Genomic DNA, 19,604 nt, shown 5'->3' with positions numbered 1-19,604 from the left:
TCTCGCGAGCACCGCCATGACCAAGTCCACCCCACCCGCCGACGAACGCAAGGCCACCACCGACCGCCGCTCGGGCGCTGACCGCAGGCAGCAGGACGTTGGGCCCGCCGCCAGCTACGAGCGGCGCAACACCGTCGAACCGCGCCAGCCCGAGGTGGCGGAGCTGGAGTTGTCGCCCGAAGAAATGCAGGCCATGGGCTTCAAGCCGCCCCCACCAGCGGCCCGCTGAACCCCTGCTGCGGCAGGTGTGCCACGGCACCTTTGTGAACGCACGTGCTTTAAATCCGTTATCCTGTGCGCCCTGACCACAGCCGTGGTCGTTTTTTCCTGGCGCCCCGCGCGACACCTTCGCGAACCGGGCGCCCCACGCCAAGCCCGCACCCACCTGTGCCCGGCCCGCGCGCTGCCCGAAAACCCACGGCACGCTGGCGCTGCCCCTTGCAGCCATGGCTCCAGGGGGTACATTGGCGTCATGCCCTATCGGCATGGCCAGGCCCTTGTGGCCGCGCCCGCATCAGCTACGCTTGTCCATCGCTCAACCGTCCTGGCTTTCCAGCTCTTTGTATGACCCAGAATCTCTCGGCGGCCGAATCCGCCCTGCGTGACGCAGCACGCGAATACCACCGCAATCCCAGCCGGGGAAAAATCGCCGTCACGCCCACCAAGCCCCTGTCCAACCAACGCGACCTGTCCCTGGCTTATTCTCCCGGCGTGGCCTACCCCTGCCTGGACATCCAGGCCGACCCGACCAAAGCCTTCGACTACACCTCGCGCGGAAACCTCGTGGGCGTGATCACCAACGGCACCGCCGTGCTGGGCCTGGGCGACATCGGCCCGCTGGCCGGCAAGCCGGTGATGGAGGGCAAGGGCTGCCTGTTCAAGAAGTTCGCTGGCGTCGATGTGTTCGACATCGAACTGGCCGAGCGTGACCCCGACAAGCTGATCGAGATCATCGCCAGCCTGGAGCCCACGCTGGGCGGCATCAACCTCGAAGACATCAAGGCGCCCGAGTGCTTCTACATCGAGCGCGAGCTGTCCAAGCGCATGAACATTCCGGTGTTCCATGACGACCAGCACGGCACGGCCATCATCTCCAGCGCCGCGCTGCTCAACGGCCTGGAGCTGGTGGGCAAGGACATCGCCGCGGTGAAGATCGCCGTCTCCGGCGCGGGCGCGGCCGCCATCGCCTGCGTGGACGTGATGGTGGGCCTGGGTGTGCAGCGCGAGAACGTCTTCATGGTCGACTCCAAGGGCGTGATCTACGAAGGCCGCCCCGGCGGCTACGACGAGTCCAAGGCGCGCTACGCGCAGAAGACCGAGACCCGCAGCCTGGCCGACGTGGTCCACGGCGCCGACGTGTTCCTGGGCTGCTCGGCCCCCGGCGTGCTCACGGCCGAGATGGTCAAGACCATGGCGGCCAGACCCATCATCCTGGCGCTGGCCAACCCCGAGCCCGAGATCCGCCCCGAGCTGGCCAAGGCCGTGCGGCCCGACTGCATCATCGCCACGGGCCGCTCGGACTACCCGAACCAGGTCAACAACGTCCTGTGCTTCCCGTATATTTTCCGCGGCGCACTCGACTGCGGCGCGACCAAGATCACGGAAGCCATGAAGCTGGCCTGCGTGCGCCAGATCGCGCAGCTCGCCAAGGAGAACATCAGCGAGGAAGTGGCCAATGCCTACGCCGGCAAGGAGCTGGGCTTCGGGCCGGACTACCTCATCCCCACGCCCTTCGATTCGCGCCTGATCCTCAAGATCGCGCCCGCCGTGGCCCAGGCGGCGGCGGACTCCGGCGTGGCCACGCGCCCCATCAAGGACATGGAGGCCTACAAGGAAAGCCTCTCGCGCTTCGTCTACCAGACCGGCATCCTCATGCGCCCGGTCATCAACGCCGCCAAGGCCCTGCCCGACGCGCAAAAGCGCGTGGCCTATGCCGACGGCGAGGACGAGCGCGCGCTGCGCGCCGCGCAGATCGCGGTGGACGACCACATCGCCCGCCCCATCCTGATTGGCCGTCCCGCCGTGATCGCCGCGCGCATCGCCAAGGCCGGGCTGCGCATCCAGCCGGGCGTGGACGTAGAGGTCTGCGACCCCTCGGACGACCCGCGTTTCCGCCAGTACTGGGAGACCTACCACCAGATCATGAAGCGCAACGGCGCCACGCCCGAGGTGGCCAAGGCTGCCGTGCGCCGATCCAACACGATCATCGCCTCGCTGATGGTCAAGCTGGGCGACGCCGACGCCATGATCTGCGGCCTGGTGGGCACCTTCGAGACGCACCTGGAGCGCATCCACAGCATCATCGGCCACGAGGCCGGCGTGGCCGACTACGCCACCCTCAACGCACTGATGACCGACCGCGGCCCGCTGTTCATCGCCGACACCTATGTGAACGAGAACCCCACGGCCGAGCAACTGGCCGACATCGCCTGGCATTCGGTCAAGGAAGTGCAGCGCTTCGGCCTGCCGGCCAAGGTGGCGTTCCTGTCGCACTCCTCCTTCGGCTCGTCCAAGCGCGCCTCGGCACGCAAGATGCGCGAGGCGCGCGACCTGTTCGTGGCGCGCCACCCCGAGATCGAGTGCGACGGCGAACTGCACGGCGATGCCGCACTGGAGCCCAACATCCGTGCCACCTACATGGCGGATTCGACGCTCACCGGTTCGGCCAATCTGTTGATCTGCCCGAACATCGATTCGGCCAACATCCTCTACAACGTGCTCAAGACCACCACCAGTGGCGGCGTGACCGTGGGCCCCATCCTCATGGGCGCGGCCGCCACGGCCTACATCCTCACACCCGCCGCCACCGTGCGCCGCGTGCTCAACATGACGGCCCTGGCCGTGGCCAGCAGCGCCTCGCGCATGGCAGCGCGCTGATCGGGGCTGCGCCGTCCGCTGCGGCGGACGGCGCACTCAGCGCGAAGCAACGAGCAACTGCACGAACATCTGCACCTTGGGACGACATTCCTCGCTGATGTCGGTGAACTCCATCCCTGCAATCCAGCGGCCGCGCTCCTGCTTGATCTTGATGACCCGCGCATACACGCCCACCGCCCGGTAATCCACCAGGGCCAGCTCAAACTCCAGTTGCAGCACGCGCTGCACATTGATGTGCTCGGGCAGCTCCAGCATAAGCCCGTGGTAGCTCATGTCCAGAATGGTGGCGTGGATGATGCGCGGCTGCACGTCATCGCCCTCCACCAACTGGCACAGGCAAGGCACCCGCGTTTGCGCGCGGTGGCTACGGCGGAATTCCTGGCGCGGCACCTTGAGCCGGCGTGCCGGAATGGCCACCAGTTCGCGCATGTCCACCGGCTCGCTGCGGCCCTTGACCCACACCTGCATGGGCGCGGTGGCCGACACAAGGTTCCAGCAGCGCTGGTAGGTGGACTCGCTCATCAGAATCTGCCCGCGCAGGCTGAACGCCTCGATGCGCGAAGCCAGGTTCACCTCTTCACCGATCACGGTGTACTGCGAGAACAGGTCCGACCCGAAGCGCCCCGCCATCACCGTGCCCGTGTTGATGCCTATGCCCAGATAGACCTGCGGCAGGTGCTCGCGCAAATGCTCCAGGTTCAGGTCGCGCATGGCCAGCTGCATTTCCACCGCGCACACCAGCGCACGTTCCACATGGTCCTGTTGCTCCGGGGTGTCGGCAAATACCACCCGAATCGAATCCCCCAGGAACTGCTCAATGGTGCCCTGGTGCCGGAATACCACCGCGCTGAGCCGCGCCAGGCATCGGTTGAGCACCGCCACCACCTCCTGCGCAGGCCGCGTGGCCGCCAGCACCGCAAAGCCGCGCAGATCGGCAAGCAGCAAGGTCACCTCGTGCGCGCCCGCCTCGGCCACTGGCATCGAAGACTGCGCCAGCCGCCCCTGCAACAGCGCCTGCACCTCGGTCAGTCCCTGGGCAGACAGAGTCGCCCCGGTGTCTCTCTGGACCAGCGCCTGCAAGCAATCGGCAAAATCATTCACAACGGTGTGCTGCATCAATAAAACCTCCAGATTGCCACCCGATGGACGCAACGGTAACCATGGCTACGAGTCAAAGGCCGCGCGCAGTGACGGTCAAGCCATTATCAAAGAGAAAGCAAGCGTCCAATCCACCGATAGACACCGTTAAAATAGCGGGCTTATCGCTCGCAGGCCACAGGCGCAAATACCGCCGCTGGGACTTGCTGCAGCGTTCATGTTCAGGAAGCTTGGCAGAGTGGTCGATTGCACCGGTCTTGAAAACCGGCAACCCGCAAGGGTTCGTGAGTTCGAATCTCACAGCTTCCGCCAAACCAACAACCCTGGATCACCACCGGACACGGTAGCCTCGTCTGCTGATCCGCAAACCTCAGGGCAAGAGGATGGTCGATCCTGTGGTCTTGCGCGCCTCCAGGTCGCGGTGTGCCTGTTGCACCTGGGCCAGCGGGTAGCGTTGGTCGATGCGGATCTGCACCTGCCCGCTGGCCACCACGTTGAACAGTTCGTCGGCCATGGCCTGGGTGGATTCGCGCGTGGCGATGTGCGTAAACAGCGTCTGGCGCGTGACGTACAGCGAGCCCTTGGCCCCCAGCGCACCAGGGGCAAAGGGCGGCACCGGGCCCGAGGCATTGCCAAAGCTGGCCATCAGTCCGAAGGGGCGCAGGCAGTCCAGCGACTTGTCCCAGGTGTCCTTGCCCACAGAGTCGTACACCACCTTCACGCCCCGGCCACCGGTGATGTCCTTGACCCGCGCGACAAAATCCTCGGTGTGGTAATTGATCGCATGGGCCGCACCATGGTCCAGCGCGAGGCGGCATTTGGCGTCCGTCCCTGCGGTGGCAATCAGTTGCAGACCCAGGGCCCTGGCCCATTGGCAGGCGATCAGCCCCACGCCACCTGCGGCGGCATGGAACAGCACGTAATCGCCCGCATGCAGCCCCTCGACGGGCAGGGTTTTCTTGAGCAGGTATTGCGCCGTCAGGCCCTTGAGCATCATGCCTGCGGCGGTCGCAAAATCGATGGCATCGGGCAGGCGGCAGACGCATTGGGCGGGCATCACGCGCACCTCGCAATAGCTACCGGGCGGCTGGCTGGCATAGGCAGCGCGGTCACCGGGGCGCAGGTGGGTCACGCCTTCACCCACAGCTTCGATCACCCCCGCACCCTCCATGCCGATGCCTGCGGGCATGGTCAGCGGGTACAGGCCGGTGCGGTGGTACACATCGATGAAATTGAGCCCGATGGCATGGTGGCGGATGCGGATTTGACCGGGGCCGGGCTCGCCCACGGGCACGTCAACGAGCTGGAGTTCTTCGGGGCCACCGGGCTGGCGGATCTGGACGGCGAGGCTCATGGGGTTCACTCTCCTGCAGTGGTTCGGGATTCTGGCAATGATGCCTGGCATCGTGCCATGTTTCTGCAAGCCTTGCGCGCCGCAGCCCGCTACAGTGGCGGTATGAGACACACACTGACCCCAGGCACGGCCGTGCTCCTGGTGATTGCGCCGCTGATGTGGGCGGGCAACGCCGTGGTCGGGCGGCTGGTGCACGAGCTGGTGCCGCCCATCACGCTGAACTTTCTGCGCTGGCTGCTGGCCTTTGGGCTGCTGCTGCCGCTGGCCCATGGGGTGCTGCGCCCTGACAGCCCGGTGTGGCCGTACTGGCGGCGCTATGCCTTGCTGGGGCTTCTGGGCATTGGCACCTACAACGCACTGCAGTACCTGGCGCTGCAGACCTCCACACCCATCAACGTCACCCTGGTGGGATCCAGCATGCCGGTCTGGATGTTGGCCGTGGGCGCCCTGTGCTTTGGCGCCGCTGTCACGCGCCAGCAACTGGTGGGCGCCGCGCTGTCCATGGCCGGGGTGCTGCTGGTGCTGAGCCGTGGGGAGTGGAGCCAGCTCCTGTCGCTGCGGCTGGTACCGGGCGATGTGTTCATGCTGCTGGCCACGGTGTCCTGGGCCTTTTACAGCTGGCTGCTGGTACGCACCAGCGAACCCGCAAGCGTGCGTGGCGACTGGGCGGCCTTTCTGATGGCCCAAATGGTCTTCGGCCTGCTCTGGTCGGGCGGCTTTGCCGGAGCCGAATGGGCGCTGGCCCCCAGCCACATCACCTGGGGCTGGCCGCTGGTGGCTGCTCTGGCCTTTATCGCCATCGGGCCGGCCGTGGTGGCCTACCGCTGCTGGGGTATCGGTGTGCAGCGTGCGGGGCCAGCGATTGCGGGGTTCTTCTCCAACCTCACACCGCTGTTTGCTGCGCTGATGTCGGCAGCCTTCCTGGGCGAGGCACCGCGTGCCTACCATGCGCTGGCGTTTGCGCTGATCGTGGGCGGAATCGTCGTCTCCTCGCGACGCTGACGCCCGGAGTCGGCGCTCAGGCGGCGCCGCTGTTGAGCATGCGCTCGAAATCGGCCACCGGCATGGGGCGCGCCAGCAGGTAGCCCTGATACAGATCGCAGCCGTGGGCAATGAGCAGGGCCTTTTGCGCCTCGGTCTCCACGCCTTCGGCAAGGACCTCCAGATCCAGGTTGCGGCCCATGCCGATGATGGTCTGCACAATGACATCGTCCGAAGGTCGAACCCCCAGGTTGCGCACGAAGGACTGGTCGATCTTGAGCTGGTGCAGCGGCAGGCGCGTAAGGTAGGCCAGCGACGAGTAGCCGGTGCCGAAATCGTCCACCGAGAAACGCACACCCTTGGTACGCAGCTGGTGCATCTTGTCGATGGCGTCTTCCACGTTGTCGAGCACCAGAGACTCGGTCAACTCCAGCGTGAGCAGGTGCGCCCGTGCGCCTGTGACCTGCAGGGTCTCGATCACCTGGTGCACAAAATCGCTCTGGCGGAACTGGCGTGCGCTGACGTTCACCGACAACTGCAGGTGCGCACACTGCGGCTGATCCTGCCAGCGTGCCAGCTGGGAACAGGCGCTGTGCAGCACCCACTGCCCGATGTGCAGGATGAGATCACTTTCTTCGGCGACCGCAATGAACTGCCCCGGCGGAACCATGCCGCGTTGGGGGTGCTGCCAGCGCAGCAGGCACTCGGCGCCCACCACCTCGCCCTGCAAGCTGGCCTGGGGCTGAAAATGCAGCACCAGCTGCTGGGTGATAAGCGCCTGGCGCAGGTCAGCTTCCAGCTGGGCCCGGTCGTTGATGGCGGTCTGCATCTTCGGATCGAAGAAGCACAGCGCATTGCCGCGGCGCGCCTTGACCTGGTACATGGCAATGTCGGCCTGACGCAGCAACTCGATGGCCGACTGCGCACTGGAGCCAAACAGCGTGGCGCCAATGCTGGCCGCACCTTGGTGGACATGGCCACGCAGCACATAGGGCTCGGAGAGGCCGCGCAGGATCTTTTCACCGATCCGCTGGGCCAAGGCGGCGGCTTCCTGGGTGCTGGTGGAGAGGTCGCTGAGCATCACCACGAACTCGTCGCCCCCCAGGCGAGCCACCGTATCGGCCACGCGCACGTTGGCCAACAGGCGTTGCGCCACCGCTTGCAGCAGCTCGTCGCCCACTTCGTGCCCCAAGGTGTCGTTGAGGGCCTTGAAGTGGTCCAGGTCCAAAAACAGCAAGGCGCCCACCTTGCCCGAGCGCTGGGACAGCACCAGTGCCTGGCCCAGCCGGTCCAGCAACAGACGGCGGTTGGGCAGACCGGTCAAAGGATCGTAGAAGGCCAGGTGCTCGATTTCCTCATTGGCTCGGCGCAGATCGGTCACATCGTGGTAGGTGATGACCCACCCGCCCTCCGGGGTGGCGCGCTCCAGCACATGGATGCAATGCCCATCGGGCAAAACCTGCTCGTGCGCGCCGGTGCCCTCCCGCTGCTGCGCCAGGCGCAGCGCTATCCATTGCTGGCGCTCGGCGTCGCTGCCCGCAGGCAGGTGGTGGACCACCGATTGCTCCAACACCTTGCGAAAGGACATGCCGGGCGCAATGACGCCACGCATCCAGGGAAACAACTCGATGAACCGGCGATTCCAGTGCACCACCCGTTGCTGCGCATCGAGCAGCACAAAGCCGCTGACCATGGATTCCAGCGCCTGGTCCAGCAAGGCTTTGGAATCGGCAATGTCCTTGCGCACCTGGGCCATGCGATCGAACCCCGCCACAGTCACCGCGGCAGCAACCAGCACCATGGCACAAAACACCAGTGCCGCAGCCGCCACCATGTTGCGCTCATACTCCCAGCGCTCCAGTGCCTGGTCCTCGGGCAGGCTGACCGACACCCGCAGGTTGGGATACACCAATTGCCGCGACACCACCAATGCGGGCTTGCCACTGATGCGCGCAGGCATGTTCCATGCACGGTCGGGCAAAGGGACATCGTTGCGCAGCGCCGGGATCGGCCCCGCCTCGGGCAAATCGGGCAGGGCCAACATGCGGCGCCCATCGTTCTGCTCAAAGACAATCTCCAGGCCCGACACCTCATGCCCTTGCGTCAGCACGTTGGCCAGCTTGGCCAGGGGCACCTCAGCCACGGCCGCCAGCCGCTGCCCGTCGCGTCCGGCCAAAGGCCGGGCAAAGTAGAGCACCTGCTGGGTGGTGGCAAAACTGAGCACGGGCGTACTGATATACAGCCGCTGCGCGGCCGACGACACCACACCGGCCAGGAAAGCCGTGGGCAGCGACATCTCCTGCAGAGCACCCGAAGGTTCGGACGAGGCTCGCACCCGACCCTGGGCGTCCACCACAGCCACCCGCGAGACCAGCAGATTGCCCCGTGCCACCACAGCCAGCATCCGGCTCTCGGCCTGCACATCGGCGCTGGGCTGCAGTTGCAACATGTCCTGGGCACCCGACAGCAACAGGTCGATGGACAACATGTTGTGGTTGAGCGCCACCTCGGCGCCTGACACGAAACGCTCCACCGTCTCCTCGCTGGTGCGCACCGCGCTCTCGCGCAGGGACCAGACCTGCCACGCGGTCGCGCCGGCCAGCACCGCCACCAACAAGGCGACGAGCAGCCAGAGGGCTGGTTTGATCCGTTCAGGTGGGAAGCGGGTCATTGTCGGTCGGGAGCACTCAATCCCCGGGCAGGCCCGATGGTCTTGTTCCAGATATCGGCACACCGCTGTCCGCAGCGCTGCAGCCAGCGCGGCAGTACGGTGGACACAAAAATGTCCTGGCGCTTGCGCTCATCCTGCGCCGAGATGGGCACCAGCACCATGTTGCCCTTGACACCCTTGGTACATGCGCTCTGCCCAGTGTTGCAGGCAATGCCCTGGGCCGTGTCGCGTTCGGACTCTTCCCAAATGGCGGCCTCCAGCAAGGGCAGCTCCTTGCGCAGCAGGGTGCGCAGGTCCGCAGGCAGGGCCTCCCAGGCACTGAGGTTGGCAGCAAACAGGGCCACGCCCCAGTTCAAGGGCATGGCATGCATGTGCGAGGTGACCGCCTGCAGCCCCAGCCCGTTGCCCGACAGCGTGCCGGTGATGGCGCAGTCGATGCTGCCCGCCTGCACACTGGAAACAATCTGCGCGAACGCGGTGTGCACCGGTGTGGCGCCCAAGGCGCCCACAAAATCGGCCTGCGCGGCCGAGGACACACGCACGCGGCGGCCCGACAAGTCAGCCAGGGCCGCGAACGGCTTCTTGCAAAACACGACCTGCGCAGGATAGACATACAGCGCCAACAGCTGCACCCCATGCTGTTCGCGCAGGCTCTTTTCCAGAAACGGCCGGAATGCCGCCACGCTGAGCTTGAGACTGGCGCTGTCCGGGTTCAAACCGGCAAGGTCAGGCGCCGTGTACTGGGGGTAGTTGGCCGTCATGGACCCCATCAACACCGTGCCAAACGGCACCACGCCCAGTTGCAACAAGCGCAGCATGTCGTCGCGCGGAACACCGGCCCGGTCAAAGGGCACGATGTCGGCCTTGAAACGCCCACCGCTCATGCGCGGAAGCTCACGGCTCCAGAACGGTTCTTCCCACTGCGTGTACTGGCTGACCCCCGCCAGCCCGCCCACCACACGGAACTGGTATTGCGGCGGCTCTGCTGCAAGCCCCACCGACTGCAGGCCCCAAGCCAGGGCCAGCGCCACCCATGGTGCCCTGCGCACTGAGAAAATCTGCTGTTGGATGGACATCCCCCGGCCCCCGTTGTGGCGTTTGTGCTGCACCATGGCCCCGTCAATGGACGCCCGGATAGGCGCCCCCATCGGCCAGCCAGTTCTGGCCGGTAATGTAGCCCGCATGCACGCTGCACAAAAAGGCGCAGATCGCGCCAAATTCCCGCGCTGCGCCCAGGCGCCCCGCCGGAATGGCCGCGGTGTGCGCGGCCCGCACCTCCTGCAGGCTGCGGCCGGTGCGCGCGGCCTGAGCGGCAAAGGTGGAGGCGAGGCGGTCGGTGTCGAACTTGCCCGGCAAGAGGTTGTTGATCGTGACCCCGCGCGCCGCCAGCGGGCTGCGCGCCACACCGGCCACAAAGCCCGTCAGCCCGCTGCGCGCTCCGTTGGACAGACCCAGGATGTCGATGGGCGCCTTGACGGCGCTGGAGGTGATGTTGACGATGCGCCCAAACCCGCGCTCGGCCATGCCGTCCACGGTGGCACGGATCAGCTCGATCGGCGTCAGCATGTTGGCGTCCAGCGCCTGCAGCCAGGCCTCACGCTCCCAGTCGCGAAAATCCCCTGGCGCAGGCCCGGCGGCGTTGGTCACCACGATGTCAAAGGCCTTGCCCGGCCCGCCGGGTGCCGCGAAAACGGCCTCGCGGCCTTGCGGCGTGGTGATGTCTGCGGCCACGCACAGCACCTGAGGTTTAGGATGTTTTACGGCTCCAGCGCCCTCCGAATCATCGCCAATAGCTATTAAATCAATAGCAGCCTGCTGCAACACATCGGCATTGCGGGCATTGATGACCAGGTTCACCCCTTCGCGCACCAAGGCCTCGGCGCAACCCCGCCCCAGCCCCTTGCTGGCGCCGCACACCAAGGCCCATTTGCCTGCAATGCCCAAATCCATAACAATCCCCCGTCACAATGGCTTGCCCCGTCCGATAGCCTGGCTGGCAGGGCGCAAGCGATCATAAGTGGAGATTCCAATGAAACCGTCGAGTTGGCAGGCCCTGAGTCGGGTGTTCGTGGTTTTCGGGCTGCTGTGGGGCTCGGCCCAGGCCCAGGAGGCCACCATCAAGCGCGCCACCGAGTTGCGCGAAGCGCCGGGAGACCAGGCGGCCAGCCGGGGCGCCCTGGCGGCCGACAGCAGCGTGGCCCGCACCGGAGACCGCAAGGGTTCCTGGGTCAAGGTACGCACCCCGCAGGGCACAGAAGGCTGGGTGCACATGTTCGACCTGGGCTCACAACCGGCCACAGCCAGCAGCAACAGCACCGCCAGCGGTCTGCGCAGCGTGGGCGGCCTGTTCGGCGGGGGCAGCACCACCACGGCGACCGCTACCGTGGGCATCCGCGGCCTGAGCGCCGAGGACATCGCCAACGCCCAGCCCAACCCTGCTGCTGTGACCCAGGCCGAGAAGATGCGTCTGAGCGCCGACCAGGCGCGCCAGTTTGCCAGCACCGCCCCCTTGAAGCCGCGTTCCGTGGAAGCGCTGCCTGAACCGCCGCGCCCGGCTTCGGGCAATACGGCTCCTTCCACAGACTCCACCTATGCCAATTGAGGAGCCCCCCATGACTGCCCCCTCCTCCCTGCAAAGTCGCCTGCGCACCACCGCCCTGTACGCTGCGCTGTCACTGGCTCCCGCTCTTGGTCTGGCCCAGGGCGGGGTGATGAACCTGCTCAACTCACTGGGTGGTGGCTCGTCGGGCGGCGGCCTGCTGGGCGCCGTGACGGGCCAGAGCGCCCAGCCCCAGGGCGACGACCTGATCAGCCTGCTGTCGCGCTCGGTCGAGAACATCGACGAGGCGCGCGAGATCGATATCGGCCGCCAGCTGGCCTCGGTGCTGCTGGGCAGCAAGCCGCTGCACCCCGACATGCGCCTGCAACACTATGTGAACCAACTGGGGCGCTGGATCAGCCTGCAGTCCACGCGCCCCCACCTGCCCTGGACCTTCGTCGTGCTGGACGACAAGGGCTACAACGCCTTTGCCGCGCCCGGCGGCTACGTGTTCGTGACCAAGGGCCTGATCGACAGTTGCGCCGACGAGGCCGAACTGGCGGGCATCCTGGCACATGAGATCACCCATGTGACCGCCAAGCACCACCTGCACGCCATGCGCAAGACCGCCCAGTCCGGCGTGGTGACCCAATTGGTGGCATCGCAGATCAAGACCAACGCCGTGGGCAACCTGGTGGCCTCGCAACTGTTTGCCCTGGGGCGCAACCTGTACGCCCGCGGCCTGGACCAGACCGACGAGTTCCATTCGGACCGCGAAGGCGTGGCCCTGGCAGCCCGCGCCGGGTTCGATCCCTATGGCCTGGTGTCGGTGCTGCAAAACCTGCGCACGGCCACGCCCGACAACCCCATGTTCACCCTGGCCCTTTCCACCCACCCCCCCGCACAGACCCGCCTGGACCAGTTGGAACAGGCCATGGGCCGCAGGCTCGACCCCTACACCGGCGGCCCTGGTGTGACCGTGGCGCAACGCCTGGGCGGCGGTCAGGACGGTGGTGCGGCCGGACGCAAGGCCAGGAAATAGCGGATCGGCGCCCTGCGCGCTCAAGCCCCCGCTAGTGTCCTGAGCTGGAGATTCGTTGAAGATATAAAAATGTCGAAATCGTTGCCAGGCAAGGCGCAAGCCACAGCGACAGCCGTAGCTATCGCGCGGATTTGCAACGCAGCATGGCGGCGATTCTCGGCCTTTTTTGTGAAACGAATTTCCAACTCAGGACACTAGGCCCGCATGGAGTGCAGCGATGCGCTCCATGAAGCGCGGCGGCACCAGGGCCACAGTCTTGTTTTGCGGGTGCACGAAAACCACCCCGAGCTTTCCGCGCGCCACCTCGCGACCGGTGGATTTCTCGGTCATGCGGTACACGATGTCAAACCCGTACTTGTTGAAGTCCGAGGGCAACATCTCCACCCGCATGACCTCGCCGTGGAACCCCTCGGACTTGTACTGCGCAACGATGTCTCCCACCACGATGGACAGGCCCTCGACCCCGGCCTCGCGGTAGCCCAGGGCCTGGAAGAAGCGCACGCGCGCCTCGGACACCAGGGTGAGCAACTGGGCGTTGTCCAGATGCCCGCCCTGGTTGACGTGGCTGATGTAGATCTGCAGCTCGGTAGCAAAGACAAAGCGTTCTGGCAGCGCAAACTGGATGCGGGGCATGGTGAAAAATATCAGTGTTTGAACATGCGGTGGTGCAGGCGGCGCAGCGACCACCACACGCTGAACGCCACCACCGGAATGGCAATGGCAGCCGTGCTTTCGGGGGACAACGGCCAGCCCAGTTTTTGCGCCCCCTTGGCCAGATAGCTCACCAGACCAACGATGTAGTAGGTGATGGCGGCGACGGACAGCCCCTCCACCGTGGACTGGAGCTTGAGCTGCAGGTCCTGGCGCTGGTTCATGCTGGCCAGCAACGCCTGGCTGCTTTGCTGCTGCTCGATCTCCACGCGCGTGCGCAGCAACTGGCTGATGCGCGAAACGCGGCGCGACAGCGCCTCCTGGCGCCGCGCGGCCCAGTCGCAGGTCCCCCGTGCGGGGGTCAGGCGCCGGTCCATGAACTCACGGATGGTCTGCAAACCCGCCAGACGCGATTCGGCAATCTCGGCGATGCGGCGATCCACCAGCTCGAAATAGGCCGTACTCGCCGAAAAGCGCGAATGCGTAGCGGCGTACTGGCTCTCGACCTGCCCGGCCAAACGCGTGAGGCGGTCCAGCAGCGCGGGCTCATCGTCGCGGTTGGCCAGGCGGATGGCATCGGCCAACCCAGACAGCTCGCGCTCGGCCCCCGCCAGCACCTGGGCGGCCTCGCGCGCGGCGGGCAGGCCCAGCAGCGCGGCCATGCGGTAGGTTTCGATTTCCTGCAGGCGCTGCACCAGGCGGCCCAGGCGCCGGGGCGTCATGCCACCCGCCAGCAGCACCATGCGCGAGTAGCCGTCGGGATGGATGGCAAAGTCGGTATAGACCTCGCCATGCCCATCGGCCACGGTGGAGGCCACCAGCGCGTCCTCATTGAGCACATGCCGCACCAGCGAGCCCGAACCGAACTCGCGCGTGGGCAGCACCCACAGGTTCAGGCCGCACAGGCAATGGCCCGGCAACTGGGCCAGCCAGTCGCGCGGCACGCTGTGGGCCGCGCCCACCGGCTCGCTGTCGCCAAAACCTTCGGTGCGCAGCGGGACGGTGAAGGTCCAGGTCACGAATTCGGTGTGCATTTCCCAGCGAATGCGCACCGGCCCCAGGTCCACGCGCAGGTGCGTGGTGTCCGCATCGGGCTGGGGCTGGTGGTGGTTGCGCAGCAAGGTGCCCAGGTGGGCACGGCTGACCTCGCGCGCGGCGGCGTCGGTCCACATCACGATGTGGGTGCTGGCCACCGGCGCCTCGATGGCCTCCGGCGGGCGGGCATGGATCTCGTTGTGCAGCAGCGCACGTTGCGGGTGCTGTGGCGGCAGGGAGGTGAGAAAGGGAGCAGCGGCATTCATCGCGGCAACACCCCTCAGTACGAAGTGGGGCTGGGGGTGGCGGCAATCACCTCCTCCAGCGTGGTGATGCCCTGCGCCGCCCGCAGAGCACCGGCCATGCGCAGCGGTCGCATGCCATCCTGCACGGCCTGGCGCCGCAAGCCATCGATGGAGGGCTCTGCGGTGATACCTTGCTTGAGCGCTTCGGTCACGGTCAGCAACTCGTACAAGCCCATGCGCCCGCGAAAGCCAGTCATGCGGCAGTCGATGCAGCCCACCGGCCGGTAGGGCTGGAAGGTGCCGCTGAACTTCCAGGGTTTGACCGCCTCGGCCAGCACCTCGGGCGAGAGCTGGTCGTCGGGCTCCTTGCACTCCTTGCACAACGTGCGTACCAGGCGCTGGGCCAGAACGCCCAGCAGCGTGGCGCTGATAAGGTAGGCCGGCACGCCCAGCTCCAGCAGGCGGGTGATGGCGCTGGGGGCATCGTTGGTGTGCAGGGTGCTGAACACCAGGTGGCCGGTCAGCGCGGCCTGCACGGCCATTTCGGCGGTTTCCAGGTCGCGGATTTCGCCCACCATGATGACGTCGGGGTCCTGGCGCATGAGGGCGCGTACGCCCTCGGCAAAGCTGAAATCGAGCTGCGGCTGCACCTGGGTCTGGTTGAAGCTGGGCTCGATCATTTCGATCGGGTCTTCCACCGTGCAGACGTTGACCTCTTCGGTGGCCACGCGCTTGAGCGTGGAATACAGCGTGGTGGTCTTGCCCGAACCCGTGGGGCCGGTCACCAGGATGATGCCGTAGGGCCGCTTGATGAGCGATTCCCAGCGACCCGCATCGTGCGTGCCAAAGCCCAGCGCATCCAGCCCCTTGACGGCGTTGTCGGGGTCAAAGATACGCATCACCATCTTCTCGCCAAAGGCCGTGGGCAGCGTGGCAAGGCGCATTTCCACCTCGTCGCCGCGCTGGTTGCGCGTTTTGATACGGCCGTCCTGTGGGCGGCGCTTCTCGACCACGTCCATGCGCCCCAGCAGCTTGACGCGCGCGACCATGGCGGCCATCACGCCCAGCGGCATCTGATAGACCGGGTGCAGCACACCGTCGATGCGGAAACGGATCACGCCCTGCTCGCGCCGGGGCTCCAGGTGGATGTCGCTGGCGCGCTGGTCAAAGGCGTACTGCCAGAGCCAGTCCACCACGCGGATCACGCCCTGGTCGTTGGCATCGAGCTGCTTGTTCGTCTTGCCCAGCTCGACCAGTTGCTCGAAGCTGTTGGACACCGTGGTGCCGCCCGCCTTTTGCGCGGCGCGCACGGATTTGGCCAGCGCAAAGAATTCGGCCGTGTAGCGCTGGATGTCCTGCGGGTTGGCAATGACACGGCGCACCGTGCGCTTGGCCTGGCGCTCGACCTCGGCCACCCAGTCGGTGATGAAGGGCTCGGCCGTGGCCACCACGACTTCCTTGGCCGTCACCTGCACCGGCAGCACCTTGTGGCGCTCGGCGTAGGTGGCGCTCATGGTGTCGGCCACCTTGCCCACATCGACCTTGAGCGGGTCGATGCGCAGGTACTCCAGCCCGCTGCGCTGCGCCAGGTACTCGGTGAGCATGTCCACGTCCAGCGGCTTGCCGTCGCTGGCGCGCTCCATGGCGACGTTGGCCAGGCGCACCAGGGGGTTCTGGCGGCTCTCTGCCTGCGAACAGCGCGCAATGGTGCGCTGCGCCTCATCGGGCGAAATCACGCCATCGGCACTGAGCCACTCAACGACGCGGCGCCAATCCAGAGGGCCGTGGTGCTTGGCGTGGGCACTGTCCTGTGCGGTCGTGGAACGGTGGGAATGGGGAGGCATGGTGTGTGGGCAGAAAACGATGAAGAATCAGTCGGCCAGGGGCTTGAAGCCGCGCACCCACTTGGCCGTGGGAATGCCCCAGCGCTCCTGGATGTCTGCGCAGCGCGCGGCCAGCTCGCCGCGCTTGAAACGGCTGGGCGTGCGCTGGGCCAGCACCACGGTGTTGCCCTCGCGCGTGGGCTTGAAGGCCCAGAGGGCATCCTCGCCAAACACTGCCGCCAGCTTCTCCACGCTCTGTGCAAAGCTCGATGCACGGCCGAACAGATTGACCGTCATGCAGCCGCCCTCGCTCAGCAGGGCGCGGCAGTCGGCGTAGAACTCGGCGCTGTCGAGCACGGGGGCCGCCGCGTTGTCGTCGTACAGATCGACGCAGAGCGCGTCCACCGTGCCCAGCCACATCGGGTTGCGGATTTCCTGCGCGGCGTCGGCCAACACCACGCGCAGCTTGGGGCCGTCGGGCGGCAGCTTGAACCAGGCGCGGCACACGGCCAGGACCTGCGGGTTCAGCTCGATGGCGGTGGCGCACATGCGCAGCTTCTTGTGGCAGAACTTGGTGATGGCGCCTGCCCCCAGGCCCAGTTGCATGGCATGGCCCTTGCGCACGGCCTCGGGCTCCATGAACAGCAGCCAGGCCATCATGCGCTGGATGTATTCAAGCTCCAGGTCAAAGGGCGCATCAATGCGCATGGAACCCTGGATCCAGGGCGTGCCCAGGTGCAGGTGGCGCACCTCGCCATCGTCGGAGACGCTGACTTCGGGTAGTTCGGCGGTGGTGTTTTTCTTGCGGGCCATTCGTTTCTTGTCAAAGGAGTCCGTGCGCGGCCAGGGCCTGTGCCCAGGCTGCGCGCTTGCGCTCAAAGCTCCACGAGGCATTCGCCGGGCTGGTGGATGGCAGCTTGAGCACCGGCACGCCGAGCTGCGCCGTGGCGCGCGCGTGGCGAAAACTCTCGCCGCCATTGTGGACGATGGCCGCCAGGCGCGGACAACGTGGGCGCAGGCCGGCGAAATCGTTCACCTCGGCGTTGCGGATGCGGCTGTCGAGACTGCCTTCGCGCTCGCAGGCGCCATACACGTCCCACAGGCCCAAGCCACGCGCGAGCAGCCAGGCACAGCGCCCGGCGTAGTCCTCAGGGCCGGGCAGGACATGCTGCGGCCACAGCGCCTGCAGGATGCGCCAGAAATGGTTTTGCGGGTGCGCGTAGTACTGCTGCGCGCGCAGCGAGGCTGCGCCGGGAAAGCTGCCCAGCACCAGCACCACCGTGCCCTCGCCCACCACCGGCGGCAGGCCCGCCAACCGTGCGGCAGGCACGGCGGAGGACACAGCGGGGGAAGGAGGCGTCATGGCGGACAGCAGGCGGCAGGTGCCTTGGTTACATTTACTATCAAATTAATAGCTGCCTGCGCTTGACCAACAAGCGCAAACGGCCATTTTGGCCCATTATCCGACACGCCCCCGCAAGCGCGGCAGTGCCTGCACGGCATTGGCCTCCGTCTGTTGCGCCAACGCCTCCAGCGGCATGCCCCACAGATCGGCCAGCACCTGCGCGATGCGCGGCAGCTCGGCCGGGGCATTGCGCCCCTGCGGCAGGCCTGCCGAACGCTCGGCGGCGGTGCGGTAAATCCAATGCGGCGGCATATCGGGCGCGTCGGTCTCCAGCACCAGGGCTTCAATGGGCAGCTCCGTGGCCAGGCGGCGCAACTGCAACGCACGCTCGTAGCTCAGCGCCCCACCCAAACCCAGCTTGAAGCCCAGCGCGATGAAGGCACGCGCCTGCTGCAGGCTGCCATTGAAGGCGTGGGCGATGCCCCCCTGCACCGGCAGCTCGCGCAGGCCCTTGAGCAGTGCGTCGGCCGAGCGGCGCACGTGCAGGATCACGGGCAGGTCGAAGCGCCGTGCCAGTTGCAGTTGCTGGCGGTAGAAGCGCGTCTGCCGCTCGGCGTCGAGCCCTGGCACGAAGAAGTCCAGCCCGATCTCGCCCACGGCAACGAGGTGCGGGTCGCAGCGGTACTGCGCCAGCAGGTCTGCCAGGCACTCCAGGTCATCGTCCGCGGCCTGCGGGGTGTAAAGCGGGTGAATGCCCAGGGCGTAGCTGTCGCCATGTCGGTGGGCCAGGCTGCGCACGGCGTCGGCATGGGCCACCTGCACCGCAGGGATGACAATGTGCTGCACACCGGCGGCACGGGCCTGGGCGCGCACCCCATCCGCATCGGCAGCAAATTCAGGGGCATCCAGGTGGCAGTGGGTGTCGATCCAGTGGGGCATGGGCGCGATGATTCCACAGCCTTTCATGCAGGGGAACTCCAACCTCCAAGGCAGCGCCCCGGCAACCCACCCTCACAGGCGCACCGGAATGCCCCGCTCCCGCATGTGGCGCTTGGCCTGCTCCACGGTGTATTCGCCGTAGTGGAAGATGCTTGCCGCCAGCACCGCATCGGCACCGCCAATCTGGATACCGTCGGCGAGGTGGTCCAGGTCGCCCACGCCGCCCGAGGCGATCACGGGCACATCCACCGCGTCGCTCACCGCACGGGTGAGCGCGAGATCAAAACCAGCCTTGGTGCCGTCGCGGTCCATGCTGGTGAGCAGGATTTCGCCGGCGCCACGGCGTGCCATCTCAGTGGCCCATTGCACGGCATCCAGACCGGTGTTCTTGCGGCCGCCATGGCTGAACACGTCCCAGCCGGCACCCACAGGCTGGCCGTCGGCGCCGATGCGCGTCTGCTCCTCGGCGCTGCGGCGCTTGGCGTCGATGGCCACCACAATGCACTGCGCACCGTACTTGGCCGATGCCTGGCTGATGACATCGGGGTTGGCAATGGCGGCGGAATTGAAACTGGTCTTGTCGGCCCCGGCATTGAGCAGGCGGCGCACGTCGTCCACGGTGCGCACGCCGCCCCCCACGGTCAGGGGGATGAACACCTGGCTGGCCACGGCCTCGATGATGTGCAGGATCAGATCCCGGTCGTCGCTGGTGGCGGTGATGTCCAAGAAGGTGAGCTCGTCGGCCCCCTGTGCGTTGTAGCGCGCGGCAATCTCCACGGGATCGCCCGCGTCGCGCAATTCCACGAAATTGACCCCTTTGACGACCCGGCCACCGGTCACGTCCAGGCAGGGAATGATGCGTTTGGCAAGCATGCGCTGGCTCTTGAGTGATGGAAGAAGAAGGCCCGCAAGATACCACGACCGCCAGGGGGCACAGGCGCAGCGACGCGTGAGGCGCCCCGAAGGCAGCGTCATCGCACCGTCACGGCGCCCGACCAGAATGC

17 protein-coding genes and 1 tRNA gene are annotated in these 19,604 nt (G+C 66.5%); 6 read left to right on the top strand and 12 right to left on the bottom strand.

What is annotated here, in order from left to right; all coding sequences use genetic code 11:
• Nucleotides 1-16: 16 nt before the first annotated feature.
• Both MJ602_RS03870 and MJ602_RS03865 read left to right on the top strand, forming a co-directional pair.
• Nucleotides 17-229, top strand: a complete 213-nt coding sequence (locus MJ602_RS03870) for a hypothetical protein (protein ID WP_162017122.1) — start codon at nt 17-19, stop codon at nt 227-229.
• Between the two features lie 335 nt (nt 230-564).
• The gene (locus tag MJ602_RS03865) at nt 565-2,877 is read left to right on the top strand and encodes an NADP-dependent malic enzyme (RefSeq protein WP_243019465.1); all 2,313 of its coding nucleotides are present in this window, start codon (nt 565-567) and stop codon (nt 2,875-2,877) included.
• A 36-nt stretch (nt 2,878-2,913) separates the two neighbouring features.
• On the opposite strand, the gene MJ602_RS03860 is transcribed toward MJ602_RS03865, so the two are convergent.
• On the bottom strand, nt 2,914-3,993 hold the full coding sequence (locus MJ602_RS03860; protein WP_243019464.1) for an adenylate/guanylate cyclase domain-containing protein: 1,080 nt from the start codon (nt 3,991-3,993) through the stop codon (nt 2,914-2,916).
• A 206-nt stretch (nt 3,994-4,199) separates the two neighbouring features.
• Between MJ602_RS03860 and MJ602_RS03855 the strand changes: the two genes are divergently transcribed.
• A tRNA-Ser gene (locus MJ602_RS03855) sits at nt 4,200-4,287 on the top strand.
• 58 nt (nt 4,288-4,345) lie between these two features.
• Here the strand turns inward: MJ602_RS03855 and MJ602_RS03850 are convergent.
• The gene (locus MJ602_RS03850; RefSeq protein ID WP_243019463.1) at nt 4,346-5,329 is read right to left on the bottom strand and encodes a quinone oxidoreductase family protein; all 984 of its coding nucleotides are present in this window, start codon (nt 5,327-5,329) and stop codon (nt 4,346-4,348) included.
• Between the two features lie 102 nt (nt 5,330-5,431).
• Here MJ602_RS03850 and MJ602_RS03845 point away from each other — a divergent pair, with 102 nt between their 5' ends.
• Nucleotides 5,432-6,331 carry a DMT family transporter gene (locus tag MJ602_RS03845; RefSeq protein WP_243019462.1) on the top strand — a complete coding sequence of 300 codons (900 nt, stop codon included), beginning with the start codon at nt 5,432-5,434 and terminating at the stop codon, nt 6,329-6,331.
• Nucleotides 6,332-6,347: 16 nt separating this feature from the next.
• On the opposite strand, the gene MJ602_RS03840 is transcribed toward MJ602_RS03845, so the two are convergent.
• The 3 genes from MJ602_RS03840 to MJ602_RS03830 are packed head-to-tail and all read right to left on the bottom strand — an operon-like array spanning nt 6,348 to nt 10,931.
• On the bottom strand, nt 6,348-8,981 hold the full coding sequence (locus MJ602_RS03840) for a bifunctional diguanylate cyclase/phosphodiesterase (protein ID WP_243019461.1): 2,634 nt from the start codon (nt 8,979-8,981) through the stop codon (nt 6,348-6,350).
• A complete protein-coding gene (locus MJ602_RS03835) occupies nt 8,978-10,093 on the bottom strand; it encodes a TRAP transporter substrate-binding protein (protein WP_243019460.1) in 1,116 nt (371 codons plus the stop codon). The genes MJ602_RS03840 and MJ602_RS03835 overlap by 4 nt, the downstream gene beginning before the upstream one ends.
• 7 nt (nt 10,094-10,100) lie before the next feature.
• A complete protein-coding gene (locus tag MJ602_RS03830; RefSeq protein WP_243019459.1) occupies nt 10,101-10,931 on the bottom strand; it encodes an SDR family oxidoreductase in 831 nt (276 codons plus the stop codon).
• A gap of 79 nt (nt 10,932-11,010) precedes the next feature.
• Between MJ602_RS03830 and MJ602_RS03825 the strand changes: the two genes are divergently transcribed.
• Together MJ602_RS03825 and MJ602_RS03820 are read left to right on the top strand one after the other, a co-directional pair.
• Nucleotides 11,011-11,583, top strand: a complete 573-nt coding sequence (locus MJ602_RS03825) for an SH3 domain-containing protein (protein WP_243019458.1) — start codon at nt 11,011-11,013, stop codon at nt 11,581-11,583.
• A 10-nt stretch (nt 11,584-11,593) separates the two neighbouring features.
• Nucleotides 11,594-12,562 carry a M48 family metalloprotease gene (locus MJ602_RS03820; protein ID WP_243019457.1) on the top strand — a complete coding sequence of 323 codons (969 nt, stop codon included), beginning with the start codon at nt 11,594-11,596 and terminating at the stop codon, nt 12,560-12,562.
• 186 nt (nt 12,563-12,748) lie between these two features.
• Here MJ602_RS03820 and MJ602_RS03815 read toward each other — a convergent pair whose 3' ends face one another.
• The 7 genes from MJ602_RS03815 to hisF form a co-directional block, all read right to left on the bottom strand.
• Complete coding sequence (locus MJ602_RS03815; RefSeq protein ID WP_162017132.1) at nt 12,749-13,195, bottom strand: acyl-CoA thioesterase; 447 nt, start codon at nt 13,193-13,195, stop codon at nt 12,749-12,751.
• Nucleotides 13,196-13,206: 11 nt separating this feature from the next.
• Nucleotides 13,207-14,514, bottom strand: a complete 1,308-nt coding sequence (locus MJ602_RS03810; protein WP_162017133.1) for a DUF3422 family protein — start codon at nt 14,512-14,514, stop codon at nt 13,207-13,209.
• Between the two features lie 14 nt (nt 14,515-14,528).
• Nucleotides 14,529-16,337, bottom strand: a complete 1,809-nt coding sequence (tfpB, locus tag MJ602_RS03805; protein WP_243019456.1) for a type IV pilus assembly ATPase TfpB — start codon at nt 16,335-16,337, stop codon at nt 14,529-14,531.
• 27 nt (nt 16,338-16,364) lie between these two features.
• Entirely contained in the window at nt 16,365-17,129 is a 765-nt protein-coding gene (locus MJ602_RS03800; RefSeq protein ID WP_162017135.1) for a class I SAM-dependent methyltransferase, read from the bottom strand.
• A gap of 10 nt (nt 17,130-17,139) precedes the next feature.
• Nucleotides 17,140-17,679 (bottom strand): DNA-deoxyinosine glycosylase, encoded by a 540-nt coding sequence (locus tag MJ602_RS03795; protein WP_243019455.1) that lies wholly within the window; start codon nt 17,677-17,679, stop codon nt 17,140-17,142.
• 96 nt (nt 17,680-17,775) lie between these two features.
• Nucleotides 17,776-18,600: a TatD family hydrolase gene (locus MJ602_RS03790; protein ID WP_243019454.1), complete on the bottom strand. Its 825-nt coding sequence runs from the start codon at nt 18,598-18,600 to the stop codon at nt 17,776-17,778.
• A gap of 72 nt (nt 18,601-18,672) precedes the next feature.
• Nucleotides 18,673-19,473 carry an imidazole glycerol phosphate synthase subunit HisF gene (gene hisF / locus MJ602_RS03785; protein WP_162017138.1) on the bottom strand — a complete coding sequence of 267 codons (801 nt, stop codon included), beginning with the start codon at nt 19,471-19,473 and terminating at the stop codon, nt 18,673-18,675.
• Between the last annotated feature and the right edge of the window lie 131 nt (nt 19,474-19,604).

The organism is Simplicispira sedimenti, assembly GCF_022760965.1.
Taxonomy (GTDB): Bacteria; Pseudomonadota; Gammaproteobacteria; order Burkholderiales; family Burkholderiaceae_C; genus Simplicispira; species Simplicispira sedimenti.
The sequence above is the reverse complement of the archived record's forward strand: the minus strand, read 5'-3'. Positions and strand labels throughout refer to the sequence as shown.

Excerpts from the sequence above, each read along its gene's own strand:
- MJ602_RS03870 (WP_162017122.1), top strand. The coding sequence starts at position 17 with ATGACCAAGTCCACCCCACCCGCCGACGAACGCAAGGCCACCACCGAC.
- MJ602_RS03865 (WP_243019465.1), top strand. The coding sequence starts at position 565 with ATGACCCAGAATCTCTCGGCGGCCGAATCCGCCCTGCGTGACGCAGCA.
- MJ602_RS03860 (WP_243019464.1), bottom strand. The coding sequence starts at position 3,993 with ATGCAGCACACCGTTGTGAATGATTTTGCCGATTGCTTGCAGGCGCTG.
- MJ602_RS03850 (WP_243019463.1), bottom strand. The coding sequence starts at position 5,329 with ATGAGCCTCGCCGTCCAGATCCGCCAGCCCGGTGGCCCCGAAGAACTC.
- MJ602_RS03845 (WP_243019462.1), top strand. The coding sequence starts at position 5,432 with ATGAGACACACACTGACCCCAGGCACGGCCGTGCTCCTGGTGATTGCG.
- MJ602_RS03840 (WP_243019461.1), bottom strand. The coding sequence starts at position 8,981 with ATGACCCGCTTCCCACCTGAACGGATCAAACCAGCCCTCTGGCTGCTC.
- MJ602_RS03835 (WP_243019460.1), bottom strand. The coding sequence starts at position 10,093 with ATGGTGCAGCACAAACGCCACAACGGGGGCCGGGGGATGTCCATCCAA.
- MJ602_RS03830 (WP_243019459.1), bottom strand. The coding sequence starts at position 10,931 with ATGGATTTGGGCATTGCAGGCAAATGGGCCTTGGTGTGCGGCGCCAGC.
- MJ602_RS03825 (WP_243019458.1), top strand. The coding sequence starts at position 11,011 with ATGAAACCGTCGAGTTGGCAGGCCCTGAGTCGGGTGTTCGTGGTTTTC.
- MJ602_RS03820 (WP_243019457.1), top strand. The coding sequence starts at position 11,594 with ATGACTGCCCCCTCCTCCCTGCAAAGTCGCCTGCGCACCACCGCCCTG.
- MJ602_RS03815 (WP_162017132.1), bottom strand. The coding sequence starts at position 13,195 with ATGCCCCGCATCCAGTTTGCGCTGCCAGAACGCTTTGTCTTTGCTACC.
- MJ602_RS03810 (WP_162017133.1), bottom strand. The coding sequence starts at position 14,514 with ATGAATGCCGCTGCTCCCTTTCTCACCTCCCTGCCGCCACAGCACCCG.
- tfpB (WP_243019456.1), bottom strand. The coding sequence starts at position 16,337 with ATGCCTCCCCATTCCCACCGTTCCACGACCGCACAGGACAGTGCCCAC.
- MJ602_RS03800 (WP_162017135.1), bottom strand. The coding sequence starts at position 17,129 with ATGGCCCGCAAGAAAAACACCACCGCCGAACTACCCGAAGTCAGCGTC.
- MJ602_RS03795 (WP_243019455.1), bottom strand. The coding sequence starts at position 17,679 with ATGACGCCTCCTTCCCCCGCTGTGTCCTCCGCCGTGCCTGCCGCACGG.
- MJ602_RS03790 (WP_243019454.1), bottom strand. The coding sequence starts at position 18,600 with ATGCCCCACTGGATCGACACCCACTGCCACCTGGATGCCCCTGAATTT.
- hisF (WP_162017138.1), bottom strand. The coding sequence starts at position 19,473 with ATGCTTGCCAAACGCATCATTCCCTGCCTGGACGTGACCGGTGGCCGG.